Source organism: Pseudaminobacter soli (ex Li et al. 2025), from assembly GCF_029892515.1.
Lineage (GTDB): Bacteria > Pseudomonadota > Alphaproteobacteria > Rhizobiales > Rhizobiaceae > Pseudaminobacter > Pseudaminobacter soli_A.
In genome coordinates this window covers 1-25,012 of the sequence record NZ_JARXVF010000014.1, presented here as the reverse complement: position 1 = coordinate 25,012, position 25,012 = coordinate 1, and the positions used below count along the sequence as shown (strand labels likewise).

At 61.8% G+C, this 25,012-nt stretch carries 36 protein-coding genes and 1 pseudogene; 2 read left to right on the top strand and 35 right to left on the bottom strand.

The window, feature by feature from the left end; translation table 11 throughout:
* Positions 1 to 220: 220 nt before the first annotated feature.
* Positions 221 to 559, top strand: a complete 339-nt coding sequence (locus M2281_RS28400; protein ID WP_106722506.1) for a P-II family nitrogen regulator — start codon at positions 221 to 223, stop codon at positions 557 to 559.
* Between the two features lie 67 nt (positions 560 to 626).
* Positions 627 to 2,036 carry a type I glutamate--ammonia ligase gene (glnA, locus tag M2281_RS28395; protein ID WP_280824565.1) on the top strand — a complete coding sequence of 470 codons (1,410 nt, stop codon included), beginning with the start codon at positions 627 to 629 and terminating at the stop codon, positions 2,034 to 2,036.
* A gap of 156 nt (positions 2,037 to 2,192) precedes the next feature.
* On the opposite strand, the gene M2281_RS28390 is transcribed toward glnA, so the two are convergent.
* From M2281_RS28390 to M2281_RS28220, 35 genes and pseudogenes are all read right to left on the bottom strand, one after another.
* Positions 2,193 to 3,233 carry a glutamine synthetase beta-grasp domain-containing protein gene (locus M2281_RS28390; protein ID WP_280824564.1) on the bottom strand — a complete coding sequence of 347 codons (1,041 nt, stop codon included), beginning with the start codon at positions 3,231 to 3,233 and terminating at the stop codon, positions 2,193 to 2,195.
* A 195-nt stretch (positions 3,234 to 3,428) separates the two neighbouring features.
* Positions 3,429 to 4,223, bottom strand: a complete 795-nt coding sequence (locus tag M2281_RS28385; protein ID WP_280824563.1) for an ATP12 family chaperone protein — start codon at positions 4,221 to 4,223, stop codon at positions 3,429 to 3,431.
* Between the two features lie 7 nt (positions 4,224 to 4,230).
* Positions 4,231 to 5,145, bottom strand: coding sequence for a DMT family transporter (locus M2281_RS28380; RefSeq protein ID WP_280824562.1), 915 nt, complete (start codon positions 5,143 to 5,145; stop codon positions 4,231 to 4,233).
* On the bottom strand, positions 5,142 to 6,128 hold the full coding sequence (locus tag M2281_RS28375; RefSeq protein WP_280824561.1) for an RluA family pseudouridine synthase: 987 nt from the start codon (positions 6,126 to 6,128) through the stop codon (positions 5,142 to 5,144). Before M2281_RS28375 ends, M2281_RS28380 begins: the two co-directional genes overlap by 4 nt.
* Before the next feature lie 301 nt (positions 6,129 to 6,429).
* Complete coding sequence (locus M2281_RS28370) at positions 6,430 to 7,263, bottom strand: aspartyl/asparaginyl beta-hydroxylase domain-containing protein (protein ID WP_280824560.1); 834 nt, start codon at positions 7,261 to 7,263, stop codon at positions 6,430 to 6,432.
* A 95-nt stretch (positions 7,264 to 7,358) separates the two neighbouring features.
* Positions 7,359 to 8,672, bottom strand: a complete 1,314-nt coding sequence (locus M2281_RS28365; protein WP_280824559.1) for a replication-associated recombination protein A — start codon at positions 8,670 to 8,672, stop codon at positions 7,359 to 7,361.
* A gap of 13 nt (positions 8,673 to 8,685) precedes the next feature.
* Entirely contained in the window at positions 8,686 to 10,236 is a 1,551-nt protein-coding gene (locus M2281_RS28360) for a Do family serine endopeptidase (RefSeq protein WP_280824558.1), read from the bottom strand.
* A gap of 183 nt (positions 10,237 to 10,419) precedes the next feature.
* The gene (gene rplQ / locus M2281_RS28355; protein WP_280824557.1) at positions 10,420 to 10,845 is read right to left on the bottom strand and encodes a 50S ribosomal protein L17; all 426 of its coding nucleotides are present in this window, start codon (positions 10,843 to 10,845) and stop codon (positions 10,420 to 10,422) included.
* A gap of 39 nt (positions 10,846 to 10,884) precedes the next feature.
* Positions 10,885 to 11,895, bottom strand: a complete 1,011-nt coding sequence (locus tag M2281_RS28350; protein WP_106722496.1) for a DNA-directed RNA polymerase subunit alpha — start codon at positions 11,893 to 11,895, stop codon at positions 10,885 to 10,887.
* 102 nt (positions 11,896 to 11,997) lie between these two features.
* Positions 11,998 to 12,387 (bottom strand): 30S ribosomal protein S11, encoded by a 390-nt coding sequence (gene rpsK / locus M2281_RS28345; protein ID WP_209712219.1) that lies wholly within the window; start codon positions 12,385 to 12,387, stop codon positions 11,998 to 12,000.
* A gap of 124 nt (positions 12,388 to 12,511) precedes the next feature.
* Positions 12,512 to 12,880, bottom strand: a complete 369-nt coding sequence (gene rpsM / locus M2281_RS28340; protein WP_280824556.1) for a 30S ribosomal protein S13 — start codon at positions 12,878 to 12,880, stop codon at positions 12,512 to 12,514.
* Between the two features lie 184 nt (positions 12,881 to 13,064).
* Positions 13,065 to 13,664, bottom strand: a complete 600-nt coding sequence (locus M2281_RS28335) for an adenylate kinase (RefSeq protein ID WP_280824555.1) — start codon at positions 13,662 to 13,664, stop codon at positions 13,065 to 13,067.
* Positions 13,661 to 15,001, bottom strand: coding sequence for a preprotein translocase subunit SecY (gene secY / locus M2281_RS28330; RefSeq protein ID WP_280824554.1), 1,341 nt, complete (start codon positions 14,999 to 15,001; stop codon positions 13,661 to 13,663). Before secY ends, M2281_RS28335 begins: the two co-directional genes overlap by 4 nt.
* A gap of 131 nt (positions 15,002 to 15,132) precedes the next feature.
* Complete coding sequence (gene rplO, locus M2281_RS28325) at positions 15,133 to 15,606, bottom strand: 50S ribosomal protein L15 (RefSeq protein ID WP_280824553.1); 474 nt, start codon at positions 15,604 to 15,606, stop codon at positions 15,133 to 15,135.
* Positions 15,607 to 15,627: 21 nt separating this feature from the next.
* Complete coding sequence (gene rpmD, locus M2281_RS28320; RefSeq protein WP_280824552.1) at positions 15,628 to 15,825, bottom strand: 50S ribosomal protein L30; 198 nt, start codon at positions 15,823 to 15,825, stop codon at positions 15,628 to 15,630.
* A 24-nt stretch (positions 15,826 to 15,849) separates the two neighbouring features.
* On the bottom strand, positions 15,850 to 16,419 hold the full coding sequence (gene rpsE, locus M2281_RS28315) for a 30S ribosomal protein S5 (RefSeq protein ID WP_106722490.1): 570 nt from the start codon (positions 16,417 to 16,419) through the stop codon (positions 15,850 to 15,852).
* Between the two features lie 130 nt (positions 16,420 to 16,549).
* Complete coding sequence (gene rplR / locus M2281_RS28310; RefSeq protein ID WP_280824551.1) at positions 16,550 to 16,909, bottom strand: 50S ribosomal protein L18; 360 nt, start codon at positions 16,907 to 16,909, stop codon at positions 16,550 to 16,552.
* A 90-nt stretch (positions 16,910 to 16,999) separates the two neighbouring features.
* Positions 17,000 to 17,533 carry a 50S ribosomal protein L6 gene (rplF, locus tag M2281_RS28305; RefSeq protein ID WP_280824550.1) on the bottom strand — a complete coding sequence of 178 codons (534 nt, stop codon included), beginning with the start codon at positions 17,531 to 17,533 and terminating at the stop codon, positions 17,000 to 17,002.
* A gap of 38 nt (positions 17,534 to 17,571) precedes the next feature.
* A complete protein-coding gene (gene rpsH, locus M2281_RS28300; protein ID WP_280824549.1) occupies positions 17,572 to 17,970 on the bottom strand; it encodes a 30S ribosomal protein S8 in 399 nt (132 codons plus the stop codon).
* Positions 17,971 to 17,982: 12 nt separating this feature from the next.
* Entirely contained in the window at positions 17,983 to 18,288 is a 306-nt protein-coding gene (gene rpsN, locus M2281_RS28295) for a 30S ribosomal protein S14 (RefSeq protein ID WP_280824548.1), read from the bottom strand.
* A 27-nt stretch (positions 18,289 to 18,315) separates the two neighbouring features.
* Positions 18,316 to 18,873, bottom strand: coding sequence for a 50S ribosomal protein L5 (gene rplE, locus M2281_RS28290; protein WP_280824547.1), 558 nt, complete (start codon positions 18,871 to 18,873; stop codon positions 18,316 to 18,318).
* Positions 18,866 to 19,180 carry a 50S ribosomal protein L24 gene (gene rplX, locus M2281_RS28285; RefSeq protein ID WP_280824546.1) on the bottom strand — a complete coding sequence of 105 codons (315 nt, stop codon included), beginning with the start codon at positions 19,178 to 19,180 and terminating at the stop codon, positions 18,866 to 18,868. Before rplX ends, rplE begins: the two co-directional genes overlap by 8 nt.
* A gap of 12 nt (positions 19,181 to 19,192) precedes the next feature.
* Entirely contained in the window at positions 19,193 to 19,561 is a 369-nt protein-coding gene (gene rplN, locus M2281_RS28280; RefSeq protein ID WP_006205457.1) for a 50S ribosomal protein L14, read from the bottom strand.
* A 65-nt stretch (positions 19,562 to 19,626) separates the two neighbouring features.
* A complete protein-coding gene (gene rpsQ / locus M2281_RS28275) occupies positions 19,627 to 19,872 on the bottom strand; it encodes a 30S ribosomal protein S17 (RefSeq protein ID WP_280824545.1) in 246 nt (81 codons plus the stop codon).
* An 11-nt stretch (positions 19,873 to 19,883) separates the two neighbouring features.
* Entirely contained in the window at positions 19,884 to 20,084 is a 201-nt protein-coding gene (gene rpmC, locus M2281_RS28270) for a 50S ribosomal protein L29 (protein WP_280824544.1), read from the bottom strand.
* A 15-nt stretch (positions 20,085 to 20,099) separates the two neighbouring features.
* The gene (rplP, locus tag M2281_RS28265; RefSeq protein WP_106722481.1) at positions 20,100 to 20,513 is read right to left on the bottom strand and encodes a 50S ribosomal protein L16; all 414 of its coding nucleotides are present in this window, start codon (positions 20,511 to 20,513) and stop codon (positions 20,100 to 20,102) included.
* A 27-nt stretch (positions 20,514 to 20,540) separates the two neighbouring features.
* A complete protein-coding gene (gene rpsC / locus M2281_RS28260; RefSeq protein ID WP_280824543.1) occupies positions 20,541 to 21,257 on the bottom strand; it encodes a 30S ribosomal protein S3 in 717 nt (238 codons plus the stop codon).
* Positions 21,257 to 21,646, bottom strand: a complete 390-nt coding sequence (gene rplV, locus M2281_RS28255; protein WP_280824542.1) for a 50S ribosomal protein L22 — start codon at positions 21,644 to 21,646, stop codon at positions 21,257 to 21,259. The genes rpsC and rplV overlap by 1 nt, the downstream gene beginning before the upstream one ends.
* A gap of 2 nt (positions 21,647 to 21,648) precedes the next feature.
* Entirely contained in the window at positions 21,649 to 21,927 is a 279-nt protein-coding gene (gene rpsS, locus M2281_RS28250; protein ID WP_106722478.1) for a 30S ribosomal protein S19, read from the bottom strand.
* 16 nt (positions 21,928 to 21,943) lie between these two features.
* On the bottom strand, positions 21,944 to 22,777 hold the full coding sequence (gene rplB, locus M2281_RS28245) for a 50S ribosomal protein L2 (RefSeq protein WP_280824541.1): 834 nt from the start codon (positions 22,775 to 22,777) through the stop codon (positions 21,944 to 21,946).
* Positions 22,778 to 22,799: 22 nt separating this feature from the next.
* The gene (locus M2281_RS28240) at positions 22,800 to 23,093 is read right to left on the bottom strand and encodes a 50S ribosomal protein L23 (protein WP_280824540.1); all 294 of its coding nucleotides are present in this window, start codon (positions 23,091 to 23,093) and stop codon (positions 22,800 to 22,802) included.
* Entirely contained in the window at positions 23,090 to 23,710 is a 621-nt protein-coding gene (gene rplD / locus M2281_RS28235; protein ID WP_280824539.1) for a 50S ribosomal protein L4, read from the bottom strand. Before rplD ends, M2281_RS28240 begins: the two co-directional genes overlap by 4 nt.
* On the bottom strand, positions 23,710 to 24,423 hold the full coding sequence (gene rplC, locus M2281_RS28230; RefSeq protein ID WP_280824538.1) for a 50S ribosomal protein L3: 714 nt from the start codon (positions 24,421 to 24,423) through the stop codon (positions 23,710 to 23,712). Before rplC ends, rplD begins: the two co-directional genes overlap by 1 nt.
* Before the next feature lie 67 nt (positions 24,424 to 24,490).
* Positions 24,491 to 24,799, bottom strand: a complete 309-nt coding sequence (gene rpsJ, locus M2281_RS28225; protein WP_006205468.1) for a 30S ribosomal protein S10 — start codon at positions 24,797 to 24,799, stop codon at positions 24,491 to 24,493.
* Between the two features lie 66 nt (positions 24,800 to 24,865).
* Positions 24,866 to 25,012: pseudogene (locus M2281_RS28220) on the bottom strand (EF-Tu/IF-2/RF-3 family GTPase); the annotation flags it as partial.

The window sequence follows — 25,012 nt, the reverse complement described above, 5'->3', positions numbered from 1 at the left end:
CACTTGCACAAAGTTTCATCTTTCGATTGAATTTTGCCTGCCGTCCTTCAGCGGGGCCTGCATCGAAAGTGAACAGATTGCCTCCGGAGTGCAATATTTCGCTTTCTTTTCCGCCTGAAGGAAAAATCCTTGCGCAGACTGGCGACTGGCACGCTTCCTGCTTAAAGAAGCACAGCCGGGGTCTGCACCCGTTCATTCCCAGCGGAGGCCGAAAAATCAAATGAAGAAGATCGAAGCGATCATCAAGCCGTTCAAGCTCGACGAAGTGAAGGAAGCCCTTCAGGAAGTCGGTCTGCAGGGCATCACCGTTACCGAAGCCAAGGGTTTCGGCCGCCAAAAGGGCCACACCGAACTCTATCGCGGCGCCGAATATGTCGTCGACTTCCTCCCCAAGGTGAAGATCGAGGTGGTGCTGGGCGACGATGCCGTCGAAGCGGCCATCGAGGCGATCCGCAAGGCGGCCCAGACCGGGCGCATCGGCGACGGCAAGATTTTTGTCTCCAACATCGAGGAAGTGGTGCGCATCCGTACCGGCGAAACCGGCCTGGACGCCATCTGAGGCCCACGGGTCAGCCCCCCAAACGAGATTTTCCCGTTTCACCGTCATTGCACAGGAAATCAAACATATGACGACAGCCAAAGACATCCTCAGGCAGATCAAGGACAACGACGTAAAGTTCGTCGATCTGCGCTTCACCGACCCGAAGGGCAAGCTGCAGCACGTCACCATGGACATTGCCGAGGTCGATGAAGACATGTTCGCCGACGGCGTCATGTTCGACGGCTCGTCGATCGCCGGCTGGAAGGCGATCAACGAGTCCGACATGCTGCTGATGCCGGATCCGGACACCGTCCACATGGATCCGTTCTTTGCCCAGTCGACCATGGTCATCCTGTGCGACATTCTCGATCCGGTTTCGGGCGAAGCCTACAACCGCGACCCGCGCGGCATCGCCAAGAAGGCCGAAGCCTACATGAAGGCCGAGGGCATCGGCGACACGATCTTCGTCGGCCCCGAAGCCGAGTTCTTCGTGTTCGACGACGTCAAGTACAAGGCCGACCCCTACAACACCGGCTTCAAGCTCGACTCGAGCGAACTGCCGTCCAACGACGACACCGACTACGAGACCGGCAACCTCGGCCATCGTCCGCGCGTCAAGGGCGGCTACTTCCCGGTTCCGCCGATCGATGCCGCGCAGGATATGCGCTCGGAAATGCTCACCGTGCTGACCGAAATGGGCGTGCGCGTCGAGAAGCACCACCACGAAGTGGCGGCAGCCCAGCACGAGCTCGGCGTCAAGTTCGACACGCTGGTTCGCAACGCCGACAAGATGCTGCTCTTCAAGTATGTCGTGCACCAGGTTGCCAATGCCTATGGCAAGACCGCGACCTTCATGCCGAAGCCGGTTTTCGGCGACAACGGCTCGGGCATGCACGTGCACATGTCGATCTGGAAGGAAGGCAAGCCGACCTTCGCGGGCAATGAATATGCCGGCCTGTCGGAAAACTGCCTCTACTTCATCGGCGGCGTCATCAAGCACGCCAAGGCCATCAACGCCTTCACCAACCCGCTGACCAACTCCTACAAGCGTCTGGTTCCGGGCTATGAGGCGCCGGTGCTGCTCGCCTATTCGGCTCGCAACCGCTCGGCCTCCTGCCGCATTCCGTTCGGCTCCGCGCCGAAGGCCAAGCGCGTCGAGATCCGCTTCCCCGATCCGGGCGCGAACCCGTACCTGGCCTTCGCTGCCCTGCTGATGGCCGGCCTCGACGGCATCAAGAACAAGATCCACCCCGGCCAGCCGATGGACAAGGATCTCTACGACCTGCCGCCGAAGGAGCTGAAGAAGATCCCGACCGTCTGCGGCAGCTTGCGCGAAGCGCTGCAGAGCCTCGACAAGGATCGCGGCTTCCTGAAGGCCGGCGGCGTGTTCGACGACGACCAGATCGACAGCTTCATCGAACTGAAGATGGCCGAGGTGATGCGCTTCGAAATGACCCCGCATCCGGTTGAGTTCGACATGTACTACTCGGTCTAAGCCCCGAGAAACCCAAAAGAAAAGGCCCCGGAGCAATCCGGGGCCTTTTTTCATTGGAGGGTCAGTTCGGCGGCGACGCTCCGTTGGATATCGCGACCCAAAAAAGAAAGGCCCGGAGTTGCCTCCGGGCCTTTCCAGCGTTCCCCTGCCTAATTCTTAGGCTGCCGCCTTCTTCTCCTCGACGGTCGGCACTTCCGAGATCGTCTTCAGCACCTGCGAGGCGATCTGGTAGGGGTCGCCCTGGGAGTTCGGGCGGCGATCCTCAAGGTAGCCGCGATAGCCGTTGTTGACGAAGCTGTGCGGGACGCGGATGGATGCGCCGCGATCGGCCACGCCATAGCTGAACTTGTTCCACGGCGCGGTTTCGTGCTTGCCGGTCAGGCGCAGATGGTTGTCCGGGCCGTAGACGGCGATGTGATCGTCAATGTTCCGCCCGAAGGCAGCCATCAGCGCCTCGAAATACGCCTTGCCGCCCACTTCGCGCATATGGGCGGTCGAGAAGTTGCAGTGCATGCCCGAGCCGTTCCAGTCGGTGTCGCCCAGCGGCTTGCAGTGGAACTCGATGTCGATGCAGTGCTTCTCGGTCAGGCGCAGCAGCAGGTAGCGGGCGATCCAGATCTGGTCGGCGGCCGTCTTCGAGCCCTTGCCGAAAATCTGGAATTCCCACTGGCCCTTGGCAACTTCGGCGTTGATGCCTTCATGGTTGATGCCGGCGGCGAGGCAGAGGTCGAGATGCTCCTCGACGAGCTGGCGGGCGATGTTGCCGACATTCTTGTAGCCGACGCCGGTGTAATACGGGCCCTGCGGGGCGGGATAGCCCTGCTCCGGGAAGCCGAGCGGACGGCCGTCCTTGTAGAAGAAATATTCCTGCTCGAAACCGAACCAGGCGTTGTCGTCTTCCAGGACGGTGGCGCGCGAGTTGGACGGATGCGGCGTGACGCCATCGGGCATCATCACTTCGCACATGACCAGCACGCCATTGGTGCGGGCAGGATCGGGATAGAGCGCAACAGGCTTCAGCACGCAATCCGAGCTGCGGCCTTCGGCCTGCATGGTGGAGCTGCCGTCAAAACCCCAGAGCGGAAGCTGTTCCAGCTTCGGGAACTCGGCAAATTCCTTGACCTGCGTCTTCCCGCGAAGATTGGGCGTCGGCGTACATCCATCCAGCCAAATATACTCGAGCTTGTACTTCGTCATGGCGAACCTCTCATCATCTGCATTGGCCCCTGGCGGCCGTCCGCAGATCTAAAAGCAAGCTGCGTGCCAATTGAAAAAGCCCGCGTCTCCGTGGCTTTCGGAGACGCGGGCTTAAAGACGAAGCACAAAAATTAGGCAGATACAGGCATTTGGGCGGACATTCTGCACAACAGACGTGCCGCCCCGAGCCTCCAATCAGCGCTGCGAGAGCGCGTCGAGCAGATTGACCGCCGCCATCATGTCGCGCTTGCGGTTGTTGCGCCGCGCGATCGCCTCGGAGTCCTGGCCCCACTGCGAGATCTGCCAGTCCTCGTCGACGTGAGCTGCCGCCCAGGCGGTCTCGGCGTCGAGTTCGCCCGCCTCCACTGCGATCGCCAGCAGCGCCGACCCGGTCAGCGTCGTCATCAGGTGAAGCGCCGCGAGCCTGTTCGGCTCGGTCCGGTGGCTGAGATGGATGCCGATGGCGCCGATCGCCTCGCGCGGCTGGTCGACATGCATGACGCCCTCGGCAAGCTGGAAACGCGCGCCAAGCGAGGCGCGTGCCCAGTCCAGAACGCCATCCCAAGCCTCGGCCTGCCGCGCAACCAGCCCTTCGGGACTATCGGCCCGGTAGCACAGCAGATCGGTCGAGGAGAAGCGCAGGATATCTTCCAGGACCGCCTGCGGGTCGGCAGCAACACCGTCGATGGCGGTGTTGACCAGCCGCGTGACCGGCATGGTCATCGGGTCGATGTGCTCTTCCTGCGCCGCGAACTCGTCGGCCACCAGCTGTGCCGCAGCAGCGGTCGGCAGTACGAGCAGCGCCCTGGTAGGCGTGCGCACGGACTTGCCGTCCAGATGCACGGCAAAGCCCTCGGCCACCGGCGCGACCGTCACTTCCTTGTAGAAGCGCTTGGGCAATTGCCGCTTGAGCTGGCCTTGCGCCCGCCGCACCGGATCGGGGTCGGACAGGAAATCGGAAGTTTCGAGATCGTTCAGAATTTCGCGCATAATTTCCTCACACTGGCGGGCGGCGGATGCGCCGGTTGACGACAATGATGCCGCAGACAATCAGCCCAAGTGCCAGATACATTCGCTGTCCCAGCGGCTCTCCCAGCAGCGCGCCACCGAACAGAACGCCGAAGGCGGGGGTCAGGAAGGCGAAGCTGGACAGCCCCGCGGCCGGATAGCGCCGCAACAGCCAGAACCATACAATATAGGTGAAGGCGACCACATACACAGCCTGAAAGAGAACGGCCGTGATCGGCACCCAGGTGATGTCACGGAAGACGGGACCGGCCACCGGCAGGAGCGGTATGGCCGTCACGGTTGCCACGACGAGTTGGTAGAGCAGCAGCTTTTCCGAACCCACATTGGCAAGCTTGGTAGACCTGATCACCAATGTGGTCGCCGCCCAGAACCCGCCGGCAAGCAAGGCCATCACATCGCCGGTCAGCGCCTGCGGCCCGGGGCTGCTGAGCTTGTCGGAAAACACCACCACCACGCCTGCGAAGGCCAGCGCAAGGCCGAACCATTTCTGCAGGGTCATCCGTTCGCCGAGCAGGAAATGCGCGCCGACCAGCACCCAGAACGGCATGGCGTTCAGAAGCAGCGTGCTGCGCGCAACCGTCGTGTACTGGAGCCCTATGAACACAAGCAGGAATTCGCCGCTGAACAAGAGCCCGGCCAATATGCCGGCCGGCAAGGTGCCGTCGCGCTCGAACAGTCGCACGCCCCGATACCAGCACCATGCATAGACAATCAGGCCGCCGATGGCGGATCGCGCCATCGACAGGAACACGGGGCTGAAGCCGATATTGGCGAACTTGGCGGCAACGCCGTTCAGACCCCACGAGACCGTGAGGAAGATCATGATCGCCGCAGCGGTGGCATCGATCGCCTCACGCCGCTGCGGCGTATCTGTAACGCTCATTCCTCGCTCTCGCCGCTCGCCTCATCGAAACCGAGCAGGTTCCAGCTCTGGCGCATATGCGGCGGCAGCGGTGCGGTGACGTCGATCACCCCCTTGTCGGGATGCGGAATGCGGATACGGCGTGCATGGAGATGCAGGCGGTTCTGCATGCCGCCCGGAAAATCCCAATTGGTGTCGGCCTCGAAATATTTCGGATCGCCGATGATCGGGCAGCCGATATGGGCGGCGTGAACGCGCAGCTGATGCGTGCGGCCGGTGTGCGGCTCCATCTCAAGCCAGGCCAGGCTTTGCGCCGCCTGTTCGATGACCCGGTAATAGGAGACGGCGTGATCGGCGCCGCGCTCGCCATGCTGGGCAACGCGCACGCGGTCGCCATCCGGCGTCGCCTCCTTGATCAGCCAGGTGGAAATCTTGTCTTCGCGCTTCTTGGGAACGCCCTTGACCAGCGCCCAATACGTCTTCTTGGCGTCGCGCCCGCGAAACGCCTCGGCAAGCTTCATCGCGGCAAGGCGCGTGCGCGCGACAACCAGAACGCCGGACGTGTCGCGGTCCAGGCGATGGACAAGACGCGGCTTCTCGCCCTTCTGGTTGCGCCAGGCTTCCAGCATGTCGTCGACATGCCGCGAGACCCCCGAGCCACCTTGCACGGCCAGGCCTGCCGGCTTGTTGAAGACGAATACCTTCGGGTCTTCATAGAGCAGCATCTGCGCCAGCACGTCGCCATCGTCCTGGTTGCGGATGGTGCGCGCGGTCAGCGGGCCCTCGCCCTTCTTGTCGACGCCGAGCGGCGGCACGCGGATCAGTTGCCCCGGCTCGATGCGCGTATCGGCCTTGGCGCGACCGCCATCGATGCGGACCTGCCCCGAGCGCAACAGCTTTTGCAACTGCACGAAGCCCAGCCCCGGAAAATGCGTCTTGAACCAGCGGTCGAGCCGCATGCCCGCCTCACCGGCTTCAACCTTGATCTGCTCTACGCCTGCCATTTCATCCAGTCCAAATCGCCCGGGATATCAGCATCGGGCAAGTTCATGCGGCCTCATCCGAAATGAATACCGCCCACGGTACGGGCAGGCCCAAAAGCCTAGCCTCAACCATGGGCAGCGATGCCGCTTGTTTTCGTCTTCATATCGTTCCGAACCGGTTCGCACCTTTTGGAACGATGTTCAATGGGCCAGAAGGCCAATCCGCCTAGAGCGGAATGACTTCTGTCGCCATCTCGCTCCAGGCTCTTGTTTTTGGAGCATGACCTTGTCCGAAAAGTCTGCAACTTTTCGGGATCATGCTCTATTTGGCCGGCGCCGACTTGGGGTCGCGCGAGCCGATCATCTTCCAGTTCTTGTAGAACATGGCCTTCATGCGGTCGACGCTGATGGAAATGCCGGCCAGCAGCATGGACAGGAAAGCCGGCACCGGAGACGGGCGGATGACGTCCATGAACACGCAGTAGCGACGGCCGTCATGCTCGTTGACCGAGCGATGCATCAACGTGTCGTCGAAGATGAACAGCGGATTCTCGTACCAGAAGTGTTTTACGTTGCCGCACTCGATGAAGATCTGGTCGGTCTTCGCCGGGCGCAGATTGTAGAGCACACGCAGCGTCAGCCGCAGCGGGCCATAGTGGAAAGAGGTCGATTCCCGGCCGCTGAACACCGATACCGCAATCGTACGGATATATTTGAACTTGCGGGTGAACTCGGGAACGTTGTCGATGTGCTGCTTGCCGTACCACTGGTAGACATACATGCCGCGGCGGCCGCTCTCGAAATTCGCGTCGATGTCCGAAATGATCTCGGACTGCCTGGCCTTGAACACATCAAGCACCTCCTCGACCTCGCGGCGATAGTCGTCGGGGAACTGCTCCAGCTTCCACACGCCCCAGTTCTTGTAGGACAGAAGATCCACGAACAGGTTGAAGGGCGACAACAGCCAGGTGAACAGGCCGTTGCCGGCAAAATAGAGGCTGAAGAGCCTGGTGTCCTGGCGGTCATTGCGCATCACATCGATCAGGCCGCACAGGATGAACAGGGCCGTGATGATCGGAATGAAATAGAAGGAGACCGCCAGAACAACTACGGCAATGCCGATCTTTCGAACGGTCTTGAGAGACTTCTTGTTCATTTTTCTACCGGGAAATGGGGGTGCAGTTTGCTGTGTGTACGAAATTCGCGGGCTAAAGACCAGCACCATACCGAAGGCGGGTCCGTGTCATCGCTCTACTTGCCGCGGCTCTTTTCGCTGCGCAGCTTCGACCAGTAGTCGAGGCGCTTTCTGATCTCGCGCTCAAAACCGCGTTCGGGCGGATCGTAGAAGGTGTGACGGCCCATCTTCTCCGGGAAATAGTCCTGTCCGGAAAAGGCTTCGGGCGTGTCGTGGTCGTACTGGTAGCCCTTGCCGTAGTCCTCTTCCTTCATAAGCTTGGTGGGCGCATTGAGGATGTGGCGCGGCGGTAGCAGCGAGCCATACTCCTTGGCGGCGCGCATCGCGCCCTTGAAGGCGGTGTAGACGGCATTCGACTTTGGCGCAGTAGCCAGATAGACGCAGGCCTGCGCAAAAGCGAGTTCGCCCTCGGGCGAACCCAGATAGTCGTAGGCGTCCTTGGCGGCATTGGCGATGACCAGTGCCTGCGGATCGGCAAGGCCGATGTCCTCCACCGCCATACGCACCAGCCGGCGGCCGATATAAAGCGGGTCCTCGCCGGCATCGAACATGCGCGAAAGGTAATAGAGCGCCGCGTCTGGGTCGGAGCCGCGCACCGATTTATGCAAGGCTGAGATCAAATTGTAGTGGCCGTCCTGACCCTTGTCGTAGATCGGCGCGCGCCGCTGCACGATGCGCAAAAGACCTTCCGAATCGAAGATCTCGCCGGGCTTTGCCGCGCGCCAGATTTCCTCGGCGAGCGTCAGCGATGCGCGGCCGTCACCATCGGCCATGCGCGTCAGCGTCGCGCTCGCCTCGTCATCGAGCGGCAGCGGCCTGCCTTCGGTCTCTTCGGCGCGCTTGAGCAGCTTGGCTATGCTGTCCTCGTCGAGCGAGCGAAAGACCAGCACCCGCGCTCGCGACAGAAGAGCGGCGTTGAGCTCGAAGGACGGATTTTCCGTCGTTGCCCCCACCAGGATGACGGTTCCATCCTCCATGACTGGGAGGAAGGAATCCTGCTGGGCTCGGTTGAAGCGATGGATCTCATCGACGAACAACAGGGTCTGGCGACCGTTCGCACGACGAAGGCGCGCGCTGTCGAACACCTTCTTGAGGTCCGCGACGCCTGAGAAGATCGCGGAAATCTGCTCGAATGCCAGATGCGTCTCGCCGGCCAGAAGCCGCGCCACGGTGGTCTTGCCGGTGCCTGGCGGGCCCCAGAAGATCATCGAGCCGAGCGAGCCGGAGTTGATCATGCGCGTAAGCGCGCCGTCCTCACCGGTCAGATGCTCCTGTCCGACAACCTCGCCAAGGCTCGCCGGCCGCAGGCGATCAGCCAGCGGGCGCCCGGGCGCTGCCTTTTCCGGTTCGGCCTGGAACAGATCGGCCATGCTCGTTTCAACCTCAGTAGCGCAGAACCTGGCGCATCAGCTGGCCGTTGCGCTCCACGGTGAAGCGCCACCAGCGCGTCTTCTCCGCAGCAGCCAGCTTCAGCTTTTCAGGCGTGTCGATGGTCGCGCCATTGACCTCGCGCACGATGTCACGCGGCATGAAACCAAACTCGCCGGCACTGGAGCCGCGCTGGATGTCGATAATCGCCACGCCCTTTGCTTCCGACGGCATGCCGAGCCGCTGTGCGAGCCGCGGCGAGAGCGCGGTGACCTTGGCGCCCGAGAACGGGCTTTCGCCGTCGATAGTGATCTCGGCGGCCGACGCGCCTTCAGGCGGGCGCACGGGCGTGATCTCGACCTTTTTCTCCGCGCCCTGGCTCAGGATGTTCAGCGTTGCGGGATTGTCGATCGACAGCGTCGCCAGGCGATATCCGAGCGCGTCGACATGCTCGATGGCGATGTCGTTGAGCGAAAGCACCACGTCGCCCGGCTTGAGGCCGGCCTTGGCTGCCGGGCCATCGGCAGATACGGCCGAAACGAGCGCGCCGGCCGGCTGCGCCATGCCGAGCGACTCGGCGATTGCCGCCGTCACAGGCTCGAAGGTCGCGCCGATGAAGGGCCGCTCAAAATAGTCCCTGCCTTGCTTGGCTGACTCGACCACCGCGCGCACCATGTTGGACGGGATGGCAAAGCCGATGCCGATCGAGCCGCCGCTGCGGCTGAAGATGGCCGTGTTGATGCCCACGAGCTGGCCGCCCATGTTGATGAGCGCACCACCCGAATTGCCCGGGTTGATCGCAGCATCAGTCTGGATGAAGAAGCCGAAATCGGACACGCCGATATGGCTGCGAGCAAGCGCCGAAACGATGCCGCTGGTCGTGGTCTGGCCGACGCCGAAGGGGTTGCCGATGGCCAGCACGAGGTCGCCGACCTCGAGCGCGTCGGAATCGCCGACCGGAATGACCGGGAACGGCTTGCTGTCTTCGATCTTGAGCACCGCGAGGTCGAGTGAATCATCCTTCAGCAGCACCTTGGACGGGAATTCGCGCCCGTCCGAGGTTGCGACCTTCACTTCGTCCGCGTCCTTGATCACGTGGTTGTTGGTGACCACGATGCCGCTCGGATCGACCAGCACGCCGGAGCCCAGTGCCGACTGCAGGCGCTGCGGCGCCTGGCCGCCGCCAAACTGACCGCCGAAGAACTGTTCGAACAGCGGATCTCCCGCGAAAGGCGAGCGCACCCGAACCTGCTGCGAAGCGTAGACATTGACCACGGCCGGCCCAGTCGTCTTGACCAGAGGCGCGAATGAAAGCTGCAGTTCGGCATTGCCGAGCGGCAGGCGCTTGCCCTGCGTCGGCAGGCTCTGCTCCGCCTTGCCCAGAAACTCCGACAGGACTTCCTTGAGGCCGGGTTCTTCCTTGGGCGCGGGCGGCGCGTCTGTTTTCTGTTCCGGCGCCTGCGCCGGCGGCGGAGGCGCGTCTTCAGCCCAAGCCGGCGCGGCCATCAAAGGCGCAGCGGCGAGCCAAGCGGCAGTCAGAACCAGGGACAGCTTTTTCGCAACCATGCGAATCCTCCTGAACGAGCGGACGCCATTGTCACGACGATTGTGCAAAATGAAAGGCTTCTTGCCGGAAATTCAAACGCGTCCTTCTTAGCAAGAGCGCATTTCCGGATCATGTAGAGATCGCCCAGAAAAGCAAAAAGGGGCCACGAAGGCCCCTTCCGCGAATCCGATAACCGGGGCCGATTAAGCGGCTTCCGATTCCGAGGCTTCCGCAGCAGTACGGGCCTGGTCGGCAGCGCCCTTGGCGGAGGTGTCGCGTTCGACGAACTCGATCACGGCCATCGGGGCGTTGTCGCCGTGACGGAAGCCCGCCTTCATGATGCGCAGGTAGCCGCCGTTGCGGGTGGCGTAGCGCGGGGCAATCGTGTCGAACAGGCGCTTGACGACCGACTCGTTGCCGATCTGGGCGATGACCTGACGACGGGCGTGCAGGTCGCCGCGCTTACCGAGCGTGACGAGCTTCTCGACGATCGGACGCAGGTCCTTCGCCTTCGGCAGGGTGGTGGTGATCTGTTCGTGCTCGATCAACGAGACGGCCAGATTGGCAAACATTGCCTTGCGGTGGCTGGAACTGCGGCCCAGCCGGCGGCCGGCGAATCCATGGCGCATGGCTTACTCCTTCAAATCTTGGTTCGAGAGGCCTACGCCTCAGTATTGGTCTTCGTAACGCTTGGCGAGATCTTCGATGTTCTCCGGCGGCCAGTCGGCCACTTCCATGCCCAGATGGAGACCCATCGAGGCCAGAACTTCCTTGATCTCGTTCAGCGACTTGCGACCGAAGTTCGGGGTGCGCAGCATCTCCGCCTCGGTCTTCTGGATCAGGTCGCCGATATAGACGATGTTGTCGTTCTTCAGGCAGTTGGCCGAACGCACCGAAAGCTCGAGTTCGTCGACCTTCTTGAGCAGCGCCGGGTTGAACGCCAGTTCGGTTACCTGCTCGGCGGCAGCTTCCTTCTGCGGCTCTTCGAAATTGACGAAGAGGCCGAGCTGGTCCTGCAGGATGCGAGCCGCGAAAGCGACGGCGTCCTCGCCCGAAACCGAACCGTTGGTCTCGATGGTCATCGTCAGCTTGTCCTTGTCGAGCTCCTCGCCGTGGCGAGTGTTTTCGACCTTGTAGGACACCTTCTTGACCGGCGAGTAGAGGCTGTCGACCGGGATGAGCCCGATCGGAGCGTCTTCGGCGCGATTGCGGTCAGCCGGCACGTAGCCCTTGCCCGTATCGACGGTGAACTCCATGCGGATCTCAGCGCCCTCGTCCAGGGTGCAGATGATGTGGTCGGGATTGAGAATCTCGACATCACCCACGGTCTGGATGTCGCCTGCCAGCACCGGGCCAGGGCCCTGCTTGCGAACGACCATGCGCTTGGGGCCATCGCCTTCCATGCGGATAGCGATTTCCTTGATGTTCAGCACGATGTCGGTGACGTCTTCACGCACGCCGCCGATCGAGGAGAACTCATGCAGCACGCCATCGATCTGCACGGCCGTAACAGCGGCGCCGCGCAGCGACGAAAGCAGCACGCGACGAAGCGCGTTGCCGAGAGTGAGGCCGAAACCACGCTCGAGCGGCTCTGCGACCAGCGTCGTCAGTGTCTTGCCCTTGGACGAGAACTCGATCTTGTTGGGCTTGATCAGTTCCTGCCAGTTTTTCTGGATCATCTTGTCATCCTTCCGGTTCCCTGCACTATCCAATCGTGACAGGCGATCTGGAAAAACCGCATGAGCGCGGAATTGCGCCCATGCGGCATTAAAACAATGAACTTAGACGCGGCGCTTCTTGCGCGGACGGCAGCCATTGTGCGGGATCGGCGTCACGTCGCGGATCGACGTGATGGTGAAACCGCCAGCCTGCAGAGCGCGCAGAGCCGATTCACGACCCGAACCCGGACCGCAAACCTCGACCTCGAGCGTGCGCATGCCATGTTCCTGCGCCTTCTTGGCGACATCTTCGGCAGCCATCTGGGCAGCGAACGGGGTCGACTTACGCGAACCCTTGAAACCCTGAGCGCCGGCCGACGACCAGGCAATGGTATTGCCCTGCGCGTCGGTGATGGTGATCATCGTGTTGTTGAAGGTCGAGTTGACGTGGGCGACACCCGACGAAATGTTCTTACGTTCGCGACGGCGAATACGTGCGGCTTCCTTGGCCATTTTTGTCCTTTCAAGTGATCTCTACGCCGCCGTAACTCCAGCGGCTACACCTAAGATCCCATTGATGAAACAACGACCAGCGAGCGGGAAATCCCATTCGCTGGCCGCATTGCACCAAAAGATCTTACTTCTTCTTGCCGGCGATGGCCTTTGCAGGGCCCTTGCGGGTGCGCGCGTTGGTGTGCGTGCGCTGGCCGCGGACCGGCAGCGAGCGGCGATGACGCAGGCCGCGGTAGCAGCCGAGGTCCATCAGACGCTTGATGTTCATCGAAACTTCGCGGCGCAGGTCGCCTTCAACCTGGTAGTCGCGGTCGATGGTTTCGCGGATTGCCAGAACTTCAGCGTCCGTGAGCTGGTTGACGCGGCGATCGGCCGGGATGCCTACCTTCTCAACGATCTCGGAAGCGAACTTCGCGCCGATGCCGTGGATGTACTGAAGCGCAATGATCACGCGCTTGTTGGTCGGGATATTGACGCCAGCTATACGGGCCATCTTCTTCTCCATCTAAGCCGGTAATACCGGCGATTGCGTTGCCCCGCGTCCGGTGGAGGCCGGCCCTTGCGGGTGTTCCTTCTTCAATACGATCGGCATGTCCTCAAGGGACCAGGCGGATCGCGCCAGATTGGGAGACGCGCCGCTATAGTCCACAAGACCGAATTAGTCAACTGCGACACCCTTATCGGGCGCGTGCAGCGGCTTCTCCGAGGATATTCTCGATCTCGGCGGTCACGGTATCCATGTCCGCCATGCCGTCGATCGTCTTCAACTCGCCCGTGCCGGCATAATAGGCCGACAGCGGAGCGGTCTTCTCACGATACTCGTCGAGGCGCTTCTTGAACGACTCGGGATTGTCGTCCGCCCGGACCTGACCGCCTGCGGCGATGGTCTCGGCGACGCGATTCTCAATGCGCTTCAGCAGCGCAGATTCGTTGACCTTGAGCTCGATCACGGCGTCGAGGCCCTGCCCCTTCCCTGCCAGGATCCCGGTCAAAGCCTCGGCCTGCGGAACGGTGCGCGGATAGCCGTCGAGGATGAAGCCTTTGCGGCAATCCGGCTCGTCGACGCGCTCGGAGACGATCTGGTTGACGATCTCGTCGGAGACGAGCTGTCCTGCATCCATCACGGCCTTGGCGCGCTTGCCGACTTCGGTGCCCGCCTTCACAGCCGCACGCAGCATGTCGCCGGTCGACAGTTGCGGTATGCCGTGCTTCTCAACCAAGCGCTGCGCTTGCGTTCCCTTACCCGCCCCGGGCGGTCCGAGCAGTATCAGCCTCATCTTCCCCTCTTGCCCCCGCGGAGCTTCGACTTCTTGATCAACCCTTCATACTGATGGGCAATCAGATGTCCCTGAATCTGTGCAACTGTGTCAAGTGTGACACTTACGACGATCAGCAGAGAAGTACCGCCGAGATAGAACGGCACGCCGGTCGCCGAAATCAGAAATTCAGGCAGAAGACACACGAGAACGAGGTAAATGGCGCCAATGACGGTGATGCGCGTAAGCACATAGTCGATGTACTCGGCCGTACGCTCGCCGGGACGATAACCGGGGATAAAGCCGGAATGCTTCTTCAGCTGGTCGGCGGTCTCCTTCGGATTGAAGACGATCGCCGTGTAGAAGAACGCGAAGAACACGATCATCGAGGCGTAGAAGAGCATGTAGAGCGGCTGGCCGTGGCCGAGCGCGGACAGGATGCTGCTCGCCCAACCCGGCATCGACTGCGAGTTGGAGAAGCCAGCAATGGTGGCCGGCAGCAGCAGCAGCGACGACGCGAAGATCGGCGGGATGACGCCCGAGGTGTTCAGCTTCAGCGGCAGGTGCGAGGTGTCGCCCTGGAACATGCGGTTGCCGACCTGGCGCTTCGGATACTGGATCAGAAGGCGACGCTGGGCGCGCTCGAAGAACACGATCGCGGCGATGACGACGACGGCCAGGATGATGATGCCGATGATCAGGCCGGTCGACAGGGCGCCGGTGCGGCCCAGTTCCAGCGTGCCGCCGATGGCGTGCGGCAGGCCGGCCACGATGCCGGAGAAGATGATCAGCGAAATGCCGTTACCGATGCCGCGCGCCGTGATCTGCTCGCCGAGCCACATCAGGAACATGGTGCCGCCGACGAGCGTGATGACCGTCGAGGCGCGGAAGAACATGCCCGGATCGGTGACGATGCCGTTGCCGCTCTCAAGTCCGACCGAAATACCGTAGGCCTGGACGAGCGCGAGGAGCACCGTGCCGTAGCGGGTGTACTGATTGATGATCTTGCGGCCCTGCTCGCCTTCCTTCTTCAGCGCTTCGAGCGACGGAATGACCGACGTCATCAGCTGCATGATGATGGAGGCGGAGATGTAGGGCATGATGCCGAGCGCAAAGATGGCCATACGGCCAACGGCGCCACCGGCGAACATGTTGAACATGCCCAGCACGCCACCCGACTGCTGGGTGAAGGCATGGGCAAAGGCTTCCGGATTGATGCCGGGAAGCGGAATATAGGTGCCGAGTCGATAAACGAGCAGCGCGCCGAGGGTAAACCAGATGCGCTTCTTCAGGTCTTCGGCCTTGGCGAAGGCTGCGAAATTCAGATTTGATGCAAGTTGCTCAGCAGCCGATGCCATGCAAATTCTCCGCTAGCTCACGTTCGAAAGCCCGCACGAGGCGGGCACGTGTCGACGAAGCCTCGAAATAGGCTTCGGGCGGTAAAGATGCAAGCGGCCACCCTACTGGGCAGCCGCTTGATCACGGATTGTTATTCGGCGGAAGCCGCCTCAGGCAGCTTCACCGAGCCGCCGGCCTTCTCGACCTTCTCGACGGCAGCCTTGGAGGCGCCGGCCAGATCGAAGGAGACCTTTGCCTTCAGCTCGCCGTCGCTCAGGAGGCGGACGCCGTCCTTGGCGCGGCGAATCACGCCGGCGTTGACCAGGACTTCAGCCGTCACGGTCTCCTTGGCGTCGAGCTTGTTGGCGTCGATCGCAGCCTGGATGCGGCCCAGCGACACCGTCACGAATTCCTTCGCGAAGATGTTGGTGAAGCCGCGCTTCGGCAGGCGACGATAGAGCGGCATCTGGCCACCCTCGAAGCCATTGATCGCGACGCCCGAACGGGACTTCTGACCCTTGACGCCGCGGCCACCGGTCTTGCCCGAGCCCGAGCCGATACCACGACCAAGGCGCTTCTTCGAGTGAGTGGCGCCTTCGTTGTCACGCAGTTCGTTGAGTTTCATCGTTCTTCTCCTGCGTCCGGCTTACTTCTCGTCGACGACGCGGACGAGATGAGCCACGGTGGCGATCATGCCGCGCACAGACGGAGTGTCCTCGAGCGTGCGGCGACGATGCATCTTGTTGAGGCCGAGGCCGATCAGCGTTGCGCGCTGTTCCTGCGGACGGCGGATCGGGCTGCCGATCTGCTCGACCGTGATGGTCTTGTTAGCGTTCTTTGCCATTGTCGTAATCCTTCCCCGTCAGGCTTATTCGTCGGCCGCAACGGCTGCGCCGCGACGGGCCTGGAGGGCCGAGTACTTGATGCCACGCTGAGCAGCGACATCCTTCGGATGCATCTGGCTCTTGAGGGCGTCGAAGGTTGCGCGAACCATGTTGTACGGGTTCGACGAACCCATGGACTTCGCAACGACGTCGTGCATGCCGAGCGTCTCGAAGACAGCGCGCATCGGACCACCGGCGATGATACCGGTACCGGGCTTGGCAGTGCGCAGCAGGACGCGGCCAGCGCCGTGGCGGCCTTCAACGTCGTGATGCAGCGTGCGGCCCGAGCGCAGCGGCACGAAGATCATGTCGCGCTTGGCAGCTTCGGTGGCCTTGCGGATAGCCTCCGGCACTTCGCGAGCCTTGCCGTGGCCGAAGCCGACGCGGCCCTTCTGGTCGCCGACGACGACGAGAGCAGCGAAGCCAAAACGACGGCCACCCTTGACCACCTTGGCGACGCGGTTGATGTGAACGAGCTTATCGACGAATTCGCTTTCGCGCTCTTCGCGATCACGGCCGCGATCGCGACCGCCGTCCCTACGTTCTTGTGCCATTTTCCTGATCCTTGTTCTTTTCCGGAAGCACGGGTTAAAAATTGAAATCCGGCGTCTATAACGTCGCCGGATTTATTGCAACTGCTGATCGTGCGACGAGGCGCCGCGCGCCTCGTCAAGATCCCAGTCCTTAGAAGCTGAGGCCAGCCTCACGAGCGGCGTCGGCAAGAGCCTTGACGCGGCCGTGATAGATGTACGGTCCGCGGTCGAAGACCACTTCCTTGGCGCCGGCCTTGAGCGCGCGCTCGGCAACCAGCTTGCCTACGGCGGCAGCGGCAGCGGTGTCGGCGCCGGTCTTCAGCGAGCCCTTGAGTTCTGCCTCGAGGGTCGATGCAGCGGCAACGGTGTGGCCCTTCGAATCATCGATGAGCTGAGCGTAGATGTGCTTCGACGAACGATGAACCGACAGACGCAGACGATCGCCGGAGACCTTCTTGAGCTGACGACGAATGCGCGCGGCGCGGCGCTGGGTGGATTCCTTGGAAGCCATTGTAGTTGTTCCTTGCCTTCTGAAACGGGCACGGCCATGTGCGGTAGGCGAATAAAATCGCCTCCCGCGACCGAGCACCGCGGCTTACTATTACTTCTTCTTGCCTTCTTTGCGGACGATCGTCTCGCCAGCGTACTTGACGCCCTTGCCCTTGTAGGGTTCGGGGCCACGGTACTCGCGGATTTCAGCCGCGACCTGGCCAACCGCCTGCTTGTCGATGCCGGACACGATGATTTCGGTCGGCTTCGGCACGGTGATGGTGATGCCTTCCGGCGTCTGGTAGACAACGTCGTGGGAGAAGCCGAGCGCGAGCTGCAGGTTCTTGCCCTGCAGCGCGGCACGGTAACCGACGCCGCTGATCTCGAGCTTCTTTTCGAAGCCGTCCTTCACACCGGTCAGGATGTTGACGATCTGGGTACGCGACATGCCCCACTTGGAGCGTGCTTCCTTCGAGTCGTCACGCGGCTGGACGGCGATTTCGCCGTCCTCGAACTTGACGAGCACTTCATCGTTGACGACGAACTGCAGCTCGCCCTTCGGGCCCTTGGCGGTGACGGTCTGACCGCTGACGGTTGCAGTCACGCCGGCGGGCACCTGAACGGGTTTCTTGCCAATACGAGACATGTTTTTGTCCTCGTTCTTTCTGTCTTATGCTCGCCGGATCAGAACACCTGGCAGAGGATTTCCCCGCCAACGTTCTGTTCGCGCGCTTCATGGTCCGCCATCACGCCCTTCGGCGTCGACAGGATCGAGATGCCGAGGCCATTGGCCACGTGCGGGATCGACTTGACCGAAACGTAGACGCGACGGCCCGGCTTGGAAACGCGAGCGATCTCGCGGATGACCGGTGCGCCATCGTAGTACTTCAGTTCGATCTCGATTTCCGACTTGCCATTGCCGAAGTCGACCTGGCTGTAGTCGCGGATATAGCCTTCCGCCTTGAGGACTTCCAGAACGCGGGCGCGCAGACGGGAAGCCGGGGTCGAAACCTTGGTCTTCTTGCGGCCGTAGGCGTTGCGGATGCGGGTCAGCATATCGCCGAGAGGATCACTTAGAGACATAGCGTGTGCTCCTTACCAGCTCGACTTGACCAGACCGGGCACTGCGCCCAGCGAGCCGAGTTCGCGCAATGCAATGCGCGACATCTTCAGTTTGCGATAATAGGCGCGCGGACGGCCGGTGACCTCGCAACGATTGCGGATGCGGGTCTTGGAAGAATTGCGCGGCATCGCGGCGAGCTTCAGCTGAGCGCGGAAGCGCTCTTCGATCGGAAGACTCTTGTCCATGATGATGACCTTGAGGGCCTTACGCTTCGCAGCGTTGAGGTCCACAAGCTTCCGGCGCCGGTTATTCTTCTCGACTGAGCTGGTCTTTGCCATTTCAGATTTTTCCTTTTCTCGCTGCCGTTACTGCCGGAAGGGGAAGTTGAAGGCCTTGAGCAGCGCCCGGGCCTCGTCGTCCGTCTTAGCAGTCGTACAAACGATGATGTCCATACCCCAGATCTGGTCTACCTTGTCGTAGTTGATCTCGGGGAACACGATGTGTTCCTTGATGCCCATAGCGTAATTGCCACGGCCGTCAAAGCTTTTCGGGTTCAGACCGCGGAAGTCGCGAACGCGCGGCAGCGCAATCGTGACCAGACGGTCCAGAAACTCGTACATACGCTCGTTGCGAAGCGTAACCTTGGCGCCGAGCGGCATCTGCTCACGCACCTTGAAGCCGGCGATCGACTTGCGGGCGCGGGTGATGACCGGCTTCTGACCGGCGATGAGCGCCAGGTCAGCAGCGGCAACCGAGGGCTTCTTCGAATCAGCGGTAGCTTCGCCAACGCCCATGTTCAGGACGATCTTCTCGAGACGCGGGATCTGCATCTCGTTGTCGTACTTGAACTGTTCGAACAGCGCCTTGCGGATGGTCTCTTCGTAAACCTTGCGCAGGCGGGGCTGGTTCTCTGCCTTAGCCATTGATCACTTCTCCCGAGCGCTTTGCGACGCGCACCTTGGTGCCGTCTTCCTGGGTACGGAAACCGACGCGGGTCGGCTTGCCATCCTTGGGGTCGGCCAGCGCGAGGTTCGACAAATGGATCGGCGCTTCCTTGCTGATGATCCCGCCCTCTTGGGACTGGGTCTGTTTCTGGTGGCGGCTCACCATGTTGACGCCGCGCACGACGGCCTTGTCGTCCTTAGGCATCACGCGGAGCACTTCGCCCGAGCGGCCCTTGTCCTTGCCGGCGAGGACGACGACCTTGTCGCCTTTGCGAATCTTCTGCATTTTTCCGGCTCCTTACAGCACTTCCGGCGCGAGCGAGATGATCTTCATGTGGTTCTTGGCGCGGAGTTCGCGCGGAACCGGTCCGAAGATACGCGTGCCGATCGGCTCTTTCTTATTATCGACGAGAACAGCTGCGTTCTTGTCGAAACGGATCACGCTGCCGTCCGGACGACGGATGTCCTTGGCCGTGCGAACCACGACCGCCTTCATCACGTCACCCTTCTTAACGCGGCCGCGCGGAATGGCTTCCTTGATCGACACCACGATGATGTCGCCGACGGAGGCGTACTTCCGCTTCGAACCGCCCAGCACCTTGATGCACATGACACGACGGGCGCCGGAATTGTCCGCGACGTCGAGGTTTGTTTGCATCTGAATCATGACTGGCCGCCTTCTTTATTCATGGGTAGTGCGCAGGGCCCTACCTGGCTTGTCCAAATATTTCGTTACTGCGACGCCTGGGCGTCGGTGATGACGACCCAGCGCTTGTCCTTGGAGATCGGAGCCGATTCCTGGATGAACACCTGGTCGCCGACCTTGTGGGCGTTGTTCTCGTCGTGCGCCTTGTACTTCTTCGACATACGCACGGTCTTCTTCATGACCGGATGCGTGAAACGGCGCTCGACCTTCACGACAACGGTCTTGTCGTTCTTGTCGCTGACGACAGTGCCCTGCAAAATGCGCTTTGGCATGTTCTTCGTCCTTAAGCCTTCTTGCCGGCCGATTTCTCGGCGGCGATGGTCTTGATGCGCGCGATGTCCTTGCGGACCTGCTTCACGCGGGCGGTCTTCTCAAGCTGACCGGTGGCCTTCTGGAAGCGCAGGTTGAACTGCTCCTTCTTCAGGCTGCCAAGTTCGTCGTTCAGCTGGTCGGCGGTCTTGGACCGGATTTCTGCGGCTTTCATGACTCGTGACCTTCCTTATTCGGCAATGCGCTGTACGAAGCGCGTCTTGACCGAGAGCTTGGCAGCGCCGAGGCGGAGCGCTTCACGCGCAACTTCCTCGGACACGCCGTCGATCTCGAACATCACGCGGCCGGGCTTGATTCGGCAGGCCCAGTAATCGACAGCGCCCTTGCCCTTACCCATACGAACTTCGGTCGGCTTCGAGGTGACCGGAACGTCGGGGAACACGCGAATCCACACGCGACCCTGACGCTTCATTTCACGCGTGATCGCGCGGCGGGCCGCTTCGATCTCGCGGGCGGTGACCCGGTTCGGCTCCAACGCCTTCAGACCAAAGCCACCAAAATCGAGGTTGGTGCCGCCCTTGGCGGTGCCGTGGATGCGGCCCTTGAACTGCTTCCGGAACTTTGTGCGCTTTGGCTGCAGCATCGTTCTTACTCCAAAATTCTATGCTTCTCAGGCGTTCTCACGACGGCGCGGCGCACGTTCGGGGGCCGGCTGGTGATCGCCCTCGGTCGCGCGGCGTTCCGAAGCCATCGGGTCGTGCTCCAGGATCTCGCCCTTGAACACCCAAACCTTCACGCCACAAATACCGTAGGCGGTCTTAGCTTCTGCGGTGCCATAGTCAACATCCGCGCGCAGCGTGTGCAGCGGAACGCGACCTTCGCGGTACCACTCCATACGAGCGATTTCAGCACCACCCAGACGCCCCGAGCAGTTGATACGGATGCCTTCGGCGCCGAGACGCATGGCCGACTGCACGGCGCGCTTCATGGCGCGACGGAAGGCGATGCGGCGCTCGAGCTGCTGAGCGATCGACTGAGCGACCAGCGTGGCATCGGTCTCCGGCTTGCGAACCTCGACGATGTTGAGGTGCGTTTCCGCCTTCGTCATCTCGGTCAGCTTCTTGCGCAGCTTCTCGATGTCCGCGCCCTTCTTGCCGATGATCAGGCCAGGACGGGCGGCGTGGATCGTGACGCGGCACTTCTTGTGCGGACGCTCGATGACAACCTTGGAGATCGCAGCCTGCTTCAGCTCTTCCTCGAGATACTTGCGGATCTTGAGGTCTTCGTGCAGCAGCTTGCCGTACTCGTTGGTGTTCGCGTACCAACGCGAATCCCAGGTGCGGTTGATGCCGAGGCGCAGACCGATCGGATTGATTTTCTGACCCATCAGGCGGCCTCCCCTTTCTCTTCAACTTCACGAACCACGATCGTGAGATGCGAAAACGGCTTTTCGATGCGGCTGGCGCGGCCGCGGCCACGGGCATGGAAACGCTTCATCACGATCGACTTGCCGACATAAGCCTCGGCTACGACGAGGGAGTCGACATCGAGGTCATGATTGTTCTCGGCGTTCGCAATAGCCGATTCGAGCGTCTTCTTGACAGTGTCGGCGATGCGCTTACGAGAAAATTCCAGATCCGACAGCGCGGTGCCGACCTTCTTGCCGCGGATCAGTGCCGCAACCAGGTTCAGCTTCTGGGGGCTGACGCGGATCGTGCGCAGAACGGCACGTGCCTCGTTGTCAGCAAGCCTGCGCGGAGCTTTGGCCTTGCCCATTGTTACTTCCTCTTCGCCTTCTTGTCCGCGCCGTGGCCGTAGTAGGTCCGCGTCGGAGCGAATTCACCGAACTTGTGGCCGACCATGTCTTCGGACACGGAGACCGGGATATGCTTCTGGCCGTTGTAGACGCCGAAGGTCAGGCCGACAAACTGCGGCAGGACGGTGGAGCGACGGCTCCACATCTTGATCACTTCGTTGCGGCCACCCTCGCGCACTTTCTCTGCCTTCTTGAGCAGAAAGCCGTCGACGAACGGGCCTTTCCAAACTGAACGGGTCACGTCAGACTACCTTTCTTTAGCTCTTGCGCTGATGGCGCGAGCGCACGATGAACTTGTCGGTCGCCTTGTTGGACCGCGTCTTCTTGCCCTTGGTCGGCTTGCCCCACGGGGTGACCGGGTGGCGACCGCCCGAGGTGCGGCCTTCACCACCGCCGTGCGGGTGGTCGACCGGGTTCATGGTCACGCCGCGGTTGTGCGGGCGCTTGCCGCGCCAGACCGTGCGGCCGGCCTTGCCGTCGTTGATGTTGGCGTGGTCCGGGTTGGACACGGCGCCAACGGTGGCGAAGCACGAACCATGGACGATGCGCTGCTCACCCGAGTTGAGGCGCAGGATGGCCATGCCCTGGTCACGACCGACCAGCTGGGCGTAGGCGCCAGCCGAACGGGCGATCTGACCGCCCTTGCCCGGCTTCAGCTCGATGTTGTGCACGATCGTGCCAACCGGCATCGCCGACAGCGGCATCGCGTTGCCCGGCTTGACGTCGGCGCTCTCGCTGGCGATGACCTTGTCACCTGCATGGAGACGCTGCGGAGCAAGGATGTAGCTCAGCTCGCCGTCCTCGTACTTGATCAGCGCGATGAAGGCGGTGCGGTTCGGATCGTATTCAAGACGCTCGACCGTGCCGGCGACGTCAAGCTTGCGACGCTTGAAGTCGATGATGCGGTACGAACGCTTGTGGCCGCCGCCGATGAAGCGGGCCGTAATACGACCGTAGTTGTTGCGGCCGCCCGACTTGGTCAGACCTTCGGTCAAGCCCTTGACGGGCTTGCCCTTGTAAAGGCCCGAGCGGTCGACGATGACCAGCTGACGGGTGCCAGGCGTTACCGGCTTAAATTTCTTAAGTGCCATTGTTCTGTCCTCGCGACCTAGCTCAGAGACCCGTCGCGACGTCGATCGACTGGCCTTCGGCCAGCGTCACAACCGCCTTCTTGACATCGCTCTGCTGGCCAATCGTGCCACGGAAGCGCTTCACCTTGCCCTTGCGGACCAGGGTGTTGACCGCCGTGACCTTGACGCTGAACAGCGCTTCGATCGCGGCCTTGATTTCCGGCTTCGTCGCCTTGCGAGCGACATTGAAAACGACCTGGTTGGCTTCCGAAGCCATGGTCGACTTTTCGGTGATCACCGGGCTGACGATCACGTCATAGTGGCGAAGATCCGTCATTTGAAGCGCTCCTCGAGGGCCTCGACGGCGGCCTTCGAAAGGACCAGCGTGCCGCGGCGCAGAATATCGTAGACGTTGATGCCCTGGATCGGCAGGACATCGATGTTCGGGATGTTCGACGCAGCGCGCTTGAAGTTCACGTCAAGCTCGGCACCGCCGATCACCAGAGCGTTGGTCAGGCCGAGCTTCGCGAAGCTGGCGACCAGCGCCTTGGTCTTGGCTTCGGTGATCGCCAGATCATCGATGATGATCAGGTTCGACGCCTTGGCCTTGGCCGAGAGAGCGAGCTTCAGGCCGAGGGCACGGACCTTCTTGGGCAGGTCGTGCTCATGGCTGCGAACGACCGGGCCGTGCGCCTTGCCACCGCCGCGGAACTGCGGAGCGCGAGCCGACGAGTGACGGGCGCGGCCCGTACCCTTCTGCTTGTACATCTTGGCGCCGGTGCGGGCGATTTCCGCGCGGCCCTTGATCTTGTGGGTGCCCTGCTGCTTCTTGGCCAGCTGCCAACGCACGACGCGCTGCAGAATGTCCTCGCGGGGGTCAAGGCCGAAAATCTCCTCGGAGAGTTTCACCTTGCCGGCATCTTCGCCGCCAAGCGTAGAAATCTTGAGATCCATTATTCGGCTCCTTCCTTGGCCGAAGCTTCATTCTTCTGCGCGGCACGAATGCCGGCCGGCTTCGGAGCGTTCTCGGGAAGCGCTTCCTTGACCGCGTCGCGGACCAGGATCCAGGCGCCCTTGGTGCCCGGAACGGCGCCGCGGATCAGGATCAGGCCACGATCGGTGTCGGTGGAAACGACCTCGACGTTCTGAGTGGTGACGCGGGTGGCGCCCATGTGGCCGGCCATCTTCTTGCCCTTGAACACCTTGCCGGGGTCCTGGCGCTGACCGGTAGAACCGTGCGAACGGTGCGACACCGAGTTACCGTGGGAGGCGCGACCACCACCGAAGTTGTGGCGCTTCATGACACCCTGGAAACCCTTACCGGTGCTGGTACCGGTGACGTCGACCTTCTGGCCGGCGACGAAATGGTCAACCGTGATCTCTGCACCGACGTCAAGCATGTTCTCGTCCGACACGCGGAACTCGGCAAGCTTGGCCTTCGGCTCGACGGAGGCAGCGGCGAAGTGACCGCGCATGGCCTTCGACGTATTCTTGACCTTGGACAGGCCGACGCCGAGCTGAACGGCGGAGTAGCCGTTCTTTTCTTTCGTGCGCTGCGCCACGACCTGGCAGTTCTCCATGCGGAGAACCGTAACGGGCACATGCTCGCCAGCGTCGTTATAGACGCGGGTCATGCCCAACTTCTGTGCGATAACACCTGAACGCATCGGTTCAATTTCCTTTTCAGAGTTCCCTGTCGGGGCTTTCGCCCCTCCACGCCTCTTTTCACTCGCCTTAGAGCTTGATCTCGACGTCGACGCCGGCAGCCAGGTCGAGCTTCATCAGAGCATCAACGGTCTGCGGGGTCGGATCCACGATATCAAGCAGTCGCTTGTGCGTGCGCATTTCGAACTGCTCGCGGCTCTTCTTGTCGACGTGCGGCGAGCGGTTGACAGTGAATTTCTCAATCCGCGTCGGCAGCGGAATGGGGCCGCGAACGTTGGCACCGGTGCGCTTGGCCGTCGAAACGATCTCGCGCGTCGAGGCATCGAGAACCCGGTGGTCGAACGCTTTGAGGCGGATGCGGATATTCTGTCCGTTCATCGTCATTTCCTTGTTCTGGCGCGGCGCGGGCGTCTATCCGCGCCCGCGACAGATCGGTTGTTCTTATTACTCGGTGATGCTCACGACGACGCCGGCGCCGACGGTGCGGCCGCCTTCGCGGATAGCGAAGCGCAGCTTCTCTTCCATGGCGATCGGCACGATCAGCGTCACGTCGACGGTGATGTTGTCGCCCGGCATCACCATCTCGGTGCC

Coding starts and splice junctions, on each gene's coding strand:
- M2281_RS28400 (WP_106722506.1), top strand. CDS start 221: ATGAAGAAGATCGAAGCGATCATCAAGCCGTTCAAGCTCGACGAAGTG.
- glnA (WP_280824565.1), top strand. CDS start 627: ATGACGACAGCCAAAGACATCCTCAGGCAGATCAAGGACAACGACGTA.
- M2281_RS28390 (WP_280824564.1), bottom strand. CDS start 3,233: ATGACGAAGTACAAGCTCGAGTATATTTGGCTGGATGGATGTACGCCG.
- M2281_RS28385 (WP_280824563.1), bottom strand. CDS start 4,223: ATGCGCGAAATTCTGAACGATCTCGAAACTTCCGATTTCCTGTCCGAC.
- M2281_RS28380 (WP_280824562.1), bottom strand. CDS start 5,145: ATGAGCGTTACAGATACGCCGCAGCGGCGTGAGGCGATCGATGCCACC.
- M2281_RS28375 (WP_280824561.1), bottom strand. CDS start 6,128: ATGGCAGGCGTAGAGCAGATCAAGGTTGAAGCCGGTGAGGCGGGCATG.
- M2281_RS28370 (WP_280824560.1), bottom strand. CDS start 7,263: ATGAACAAGAAGTCTCTCAAGACCGTTCGAAAGATCGGCATTGCCGTA.
- M2281_RS28365 (WP_280824559.1), bottom strand. CDS start 8,672: ATGGCCGATCTGTTCCAGGCCGAACCGGAAAAGGCAGCGCCCGGGCGC.
- M2281_RS28360 (WP_280824558.1), bottom strand. CDS start 10,236: ATGGTTGCGAAAAAGCTGTCCCTGGTTCTGACTGCCGCTTGGCTCGCC.
- rplQ (WP_280824557.1), bottom strand. CDS start 10,845: ATGCGCCATGGATTCGCCGGCCGCCGGCTGGGCCGCAGTTCCAGCCAC.
- M2281_RS28350 (WP_106722496.1), bottom strand. CDS start 11,895: ATGATCCAGAAAAACTGGCAGGAACTGATCAAGCCCAACAAGATCGAG.
- rpsK (WP_209712219.1), bottom strand. CDS start 12,387: ATGGCCAAGGAAGCCGCACGTATTCGCCGTCGCGAACGTAAGAACATT.
- rpsM (WP_280824556.1), bottom strand. CDS start 12,880: ATGGCCCGTATAGCTGGCGTCAATATCCCGACCAACAAGCGCGTGATC.
- M2281_RS28335 (WP_280824555.1), bottom strand. CDS start 13,664: ATGAGGCTGATACTGCTCGGACCGCCCGGGGCGGGTAAGGGAACGCAA.
- secY (WP_280824554.1), bottom strand. CDS start 15,001: ATGGCATCGGCTGCTGAGCAACTTGCATCAAATCTGAATTTCGCAGCC.
- rplO (WP_280824553.1), bottom strand. CDS start 15,606: ATGAAACTCAACGAACTGCGTGACAACGAAGGCGCCACTCACTCGAAG.
- rpmD (WP_280824552.1), bottom strand. CDS start 15,825: ATGGCAAAGAACGCTAACAAGACCATCACGGTCGAGCAGATCGGCAGC.
- rpsE (WP_106722490.1), bottom strand. CDS start 16,419: ATGGCACAAGAACGTAGGGACGGCGGTCGCGATCGCGGCCGTGATCGC.
- rplR (WP_280824551.1), bottom strand. CDS start 16,909: ATGGCTTCCAAGGAATCCACCCAGCGCCGCGCCGCGCGCATTCGTCGT.
- rplF (WP_280824550.1), bottom strand. CDS start 17,533: ATGTCTCGTATTGGCAAGAAACCCGTTCAGGTGCCCGCCGGCGTGACT.
- rpsH (WP_280824549.1), bottom strand. CDS start 17,970: ATGTCTCTAAGTGATCCTCTCGGCGATATGCTGACCCGCATCCGCAAC.
- rpsN (WP_280824548.1), bottom strand. CDS start 18,288: ATGGCAAAGACCAGCTCAGTCGAGAAGAATAACCGGCGCCGGAAGCTT.
- rplE (WP_280824547.1), bottom strand. CDS start 18,873: ATGGCTAAGGCAGAGAACCAGCCCCGCCTGCGCAAGGTTTACGAAGAG.
- rplX (WP_280824546.1), bottom strand. CDS start 19,180: ATGCAGAAGATTCGCAAAGGCGACAAGGTCGTCGTCCTCGCCGGCAAG.
- rplN (WP_006205457.1), bottom strand. CDS start 19,561: ATGATTCAGATGCAAACAAACCTCGACGTCGCGGACAATTCCGGCGCC.
- rpsQ (WP_280824545.1), bottom strand. CDS start 19,872: ATGCCAAAGCGCATTTTGCAGGGCACTGTCGTCAGCGACAAGAACGAC.
- rpmC (WP_280824544.1), bottom strand. CDS start 20,084: ATGAAAGCCGCAGAAATCCGGTCCAAGACCGCCGACCAGCTGAACGAC.
- rplP (WP_106722481.1), bottom strand. CDS start 20,513: ATGCTGCAGCCAAAGCGCACAAAGTTCCGGAAGCAGTTCAAGGGCCGC.
- rpsC (WP_280824543.1), bottom strand. CDS start 21,257: ATGGGTCAGAAAATCAATCCGATCGGTCTGCGCCTCGGCATCAACCGC.
- rplV (WP_280824542.1), bottom strand. CDS start 21,646: ATGGGCAAGGCCAAAGCTCCGCGCAGGCTTGCTGACAACGAGGCACGT.
- rplB (WP_280824541.1), bottom strand. CDS start 22,777: ATGGCACTTAAGAAATTTAAGCCGGTAACGCCTGGCACCCGTCAGCTG.
- M2281_RS28240 (WP_280824540.1), bottom strand. CDS start 23,093: ATGACGGATCTTCGCCACTATGACGTGATCGTCAGCCCGGTGATCACC.
- rplD (WP_280824539.1), bottom strand. CDS start 23,710: ATGGATCTCAAGATTTCTACGCTTGGCGGCGAAGATGCCGGCAAGGTG.
- rplC (WP_280824538.1), bottom strand. CDS start 24,423: ATGCGTTCAGGTGTTATCGCACAGAAGTTGGGCATGACCCGCGTCTAT.
- rpsJ (WP_006205468.1), bottom strand. CDS start 24,799: ATGAACGGACAGAATATCCGCATCCGCCTCAAAGCGTTCGACCACCGG.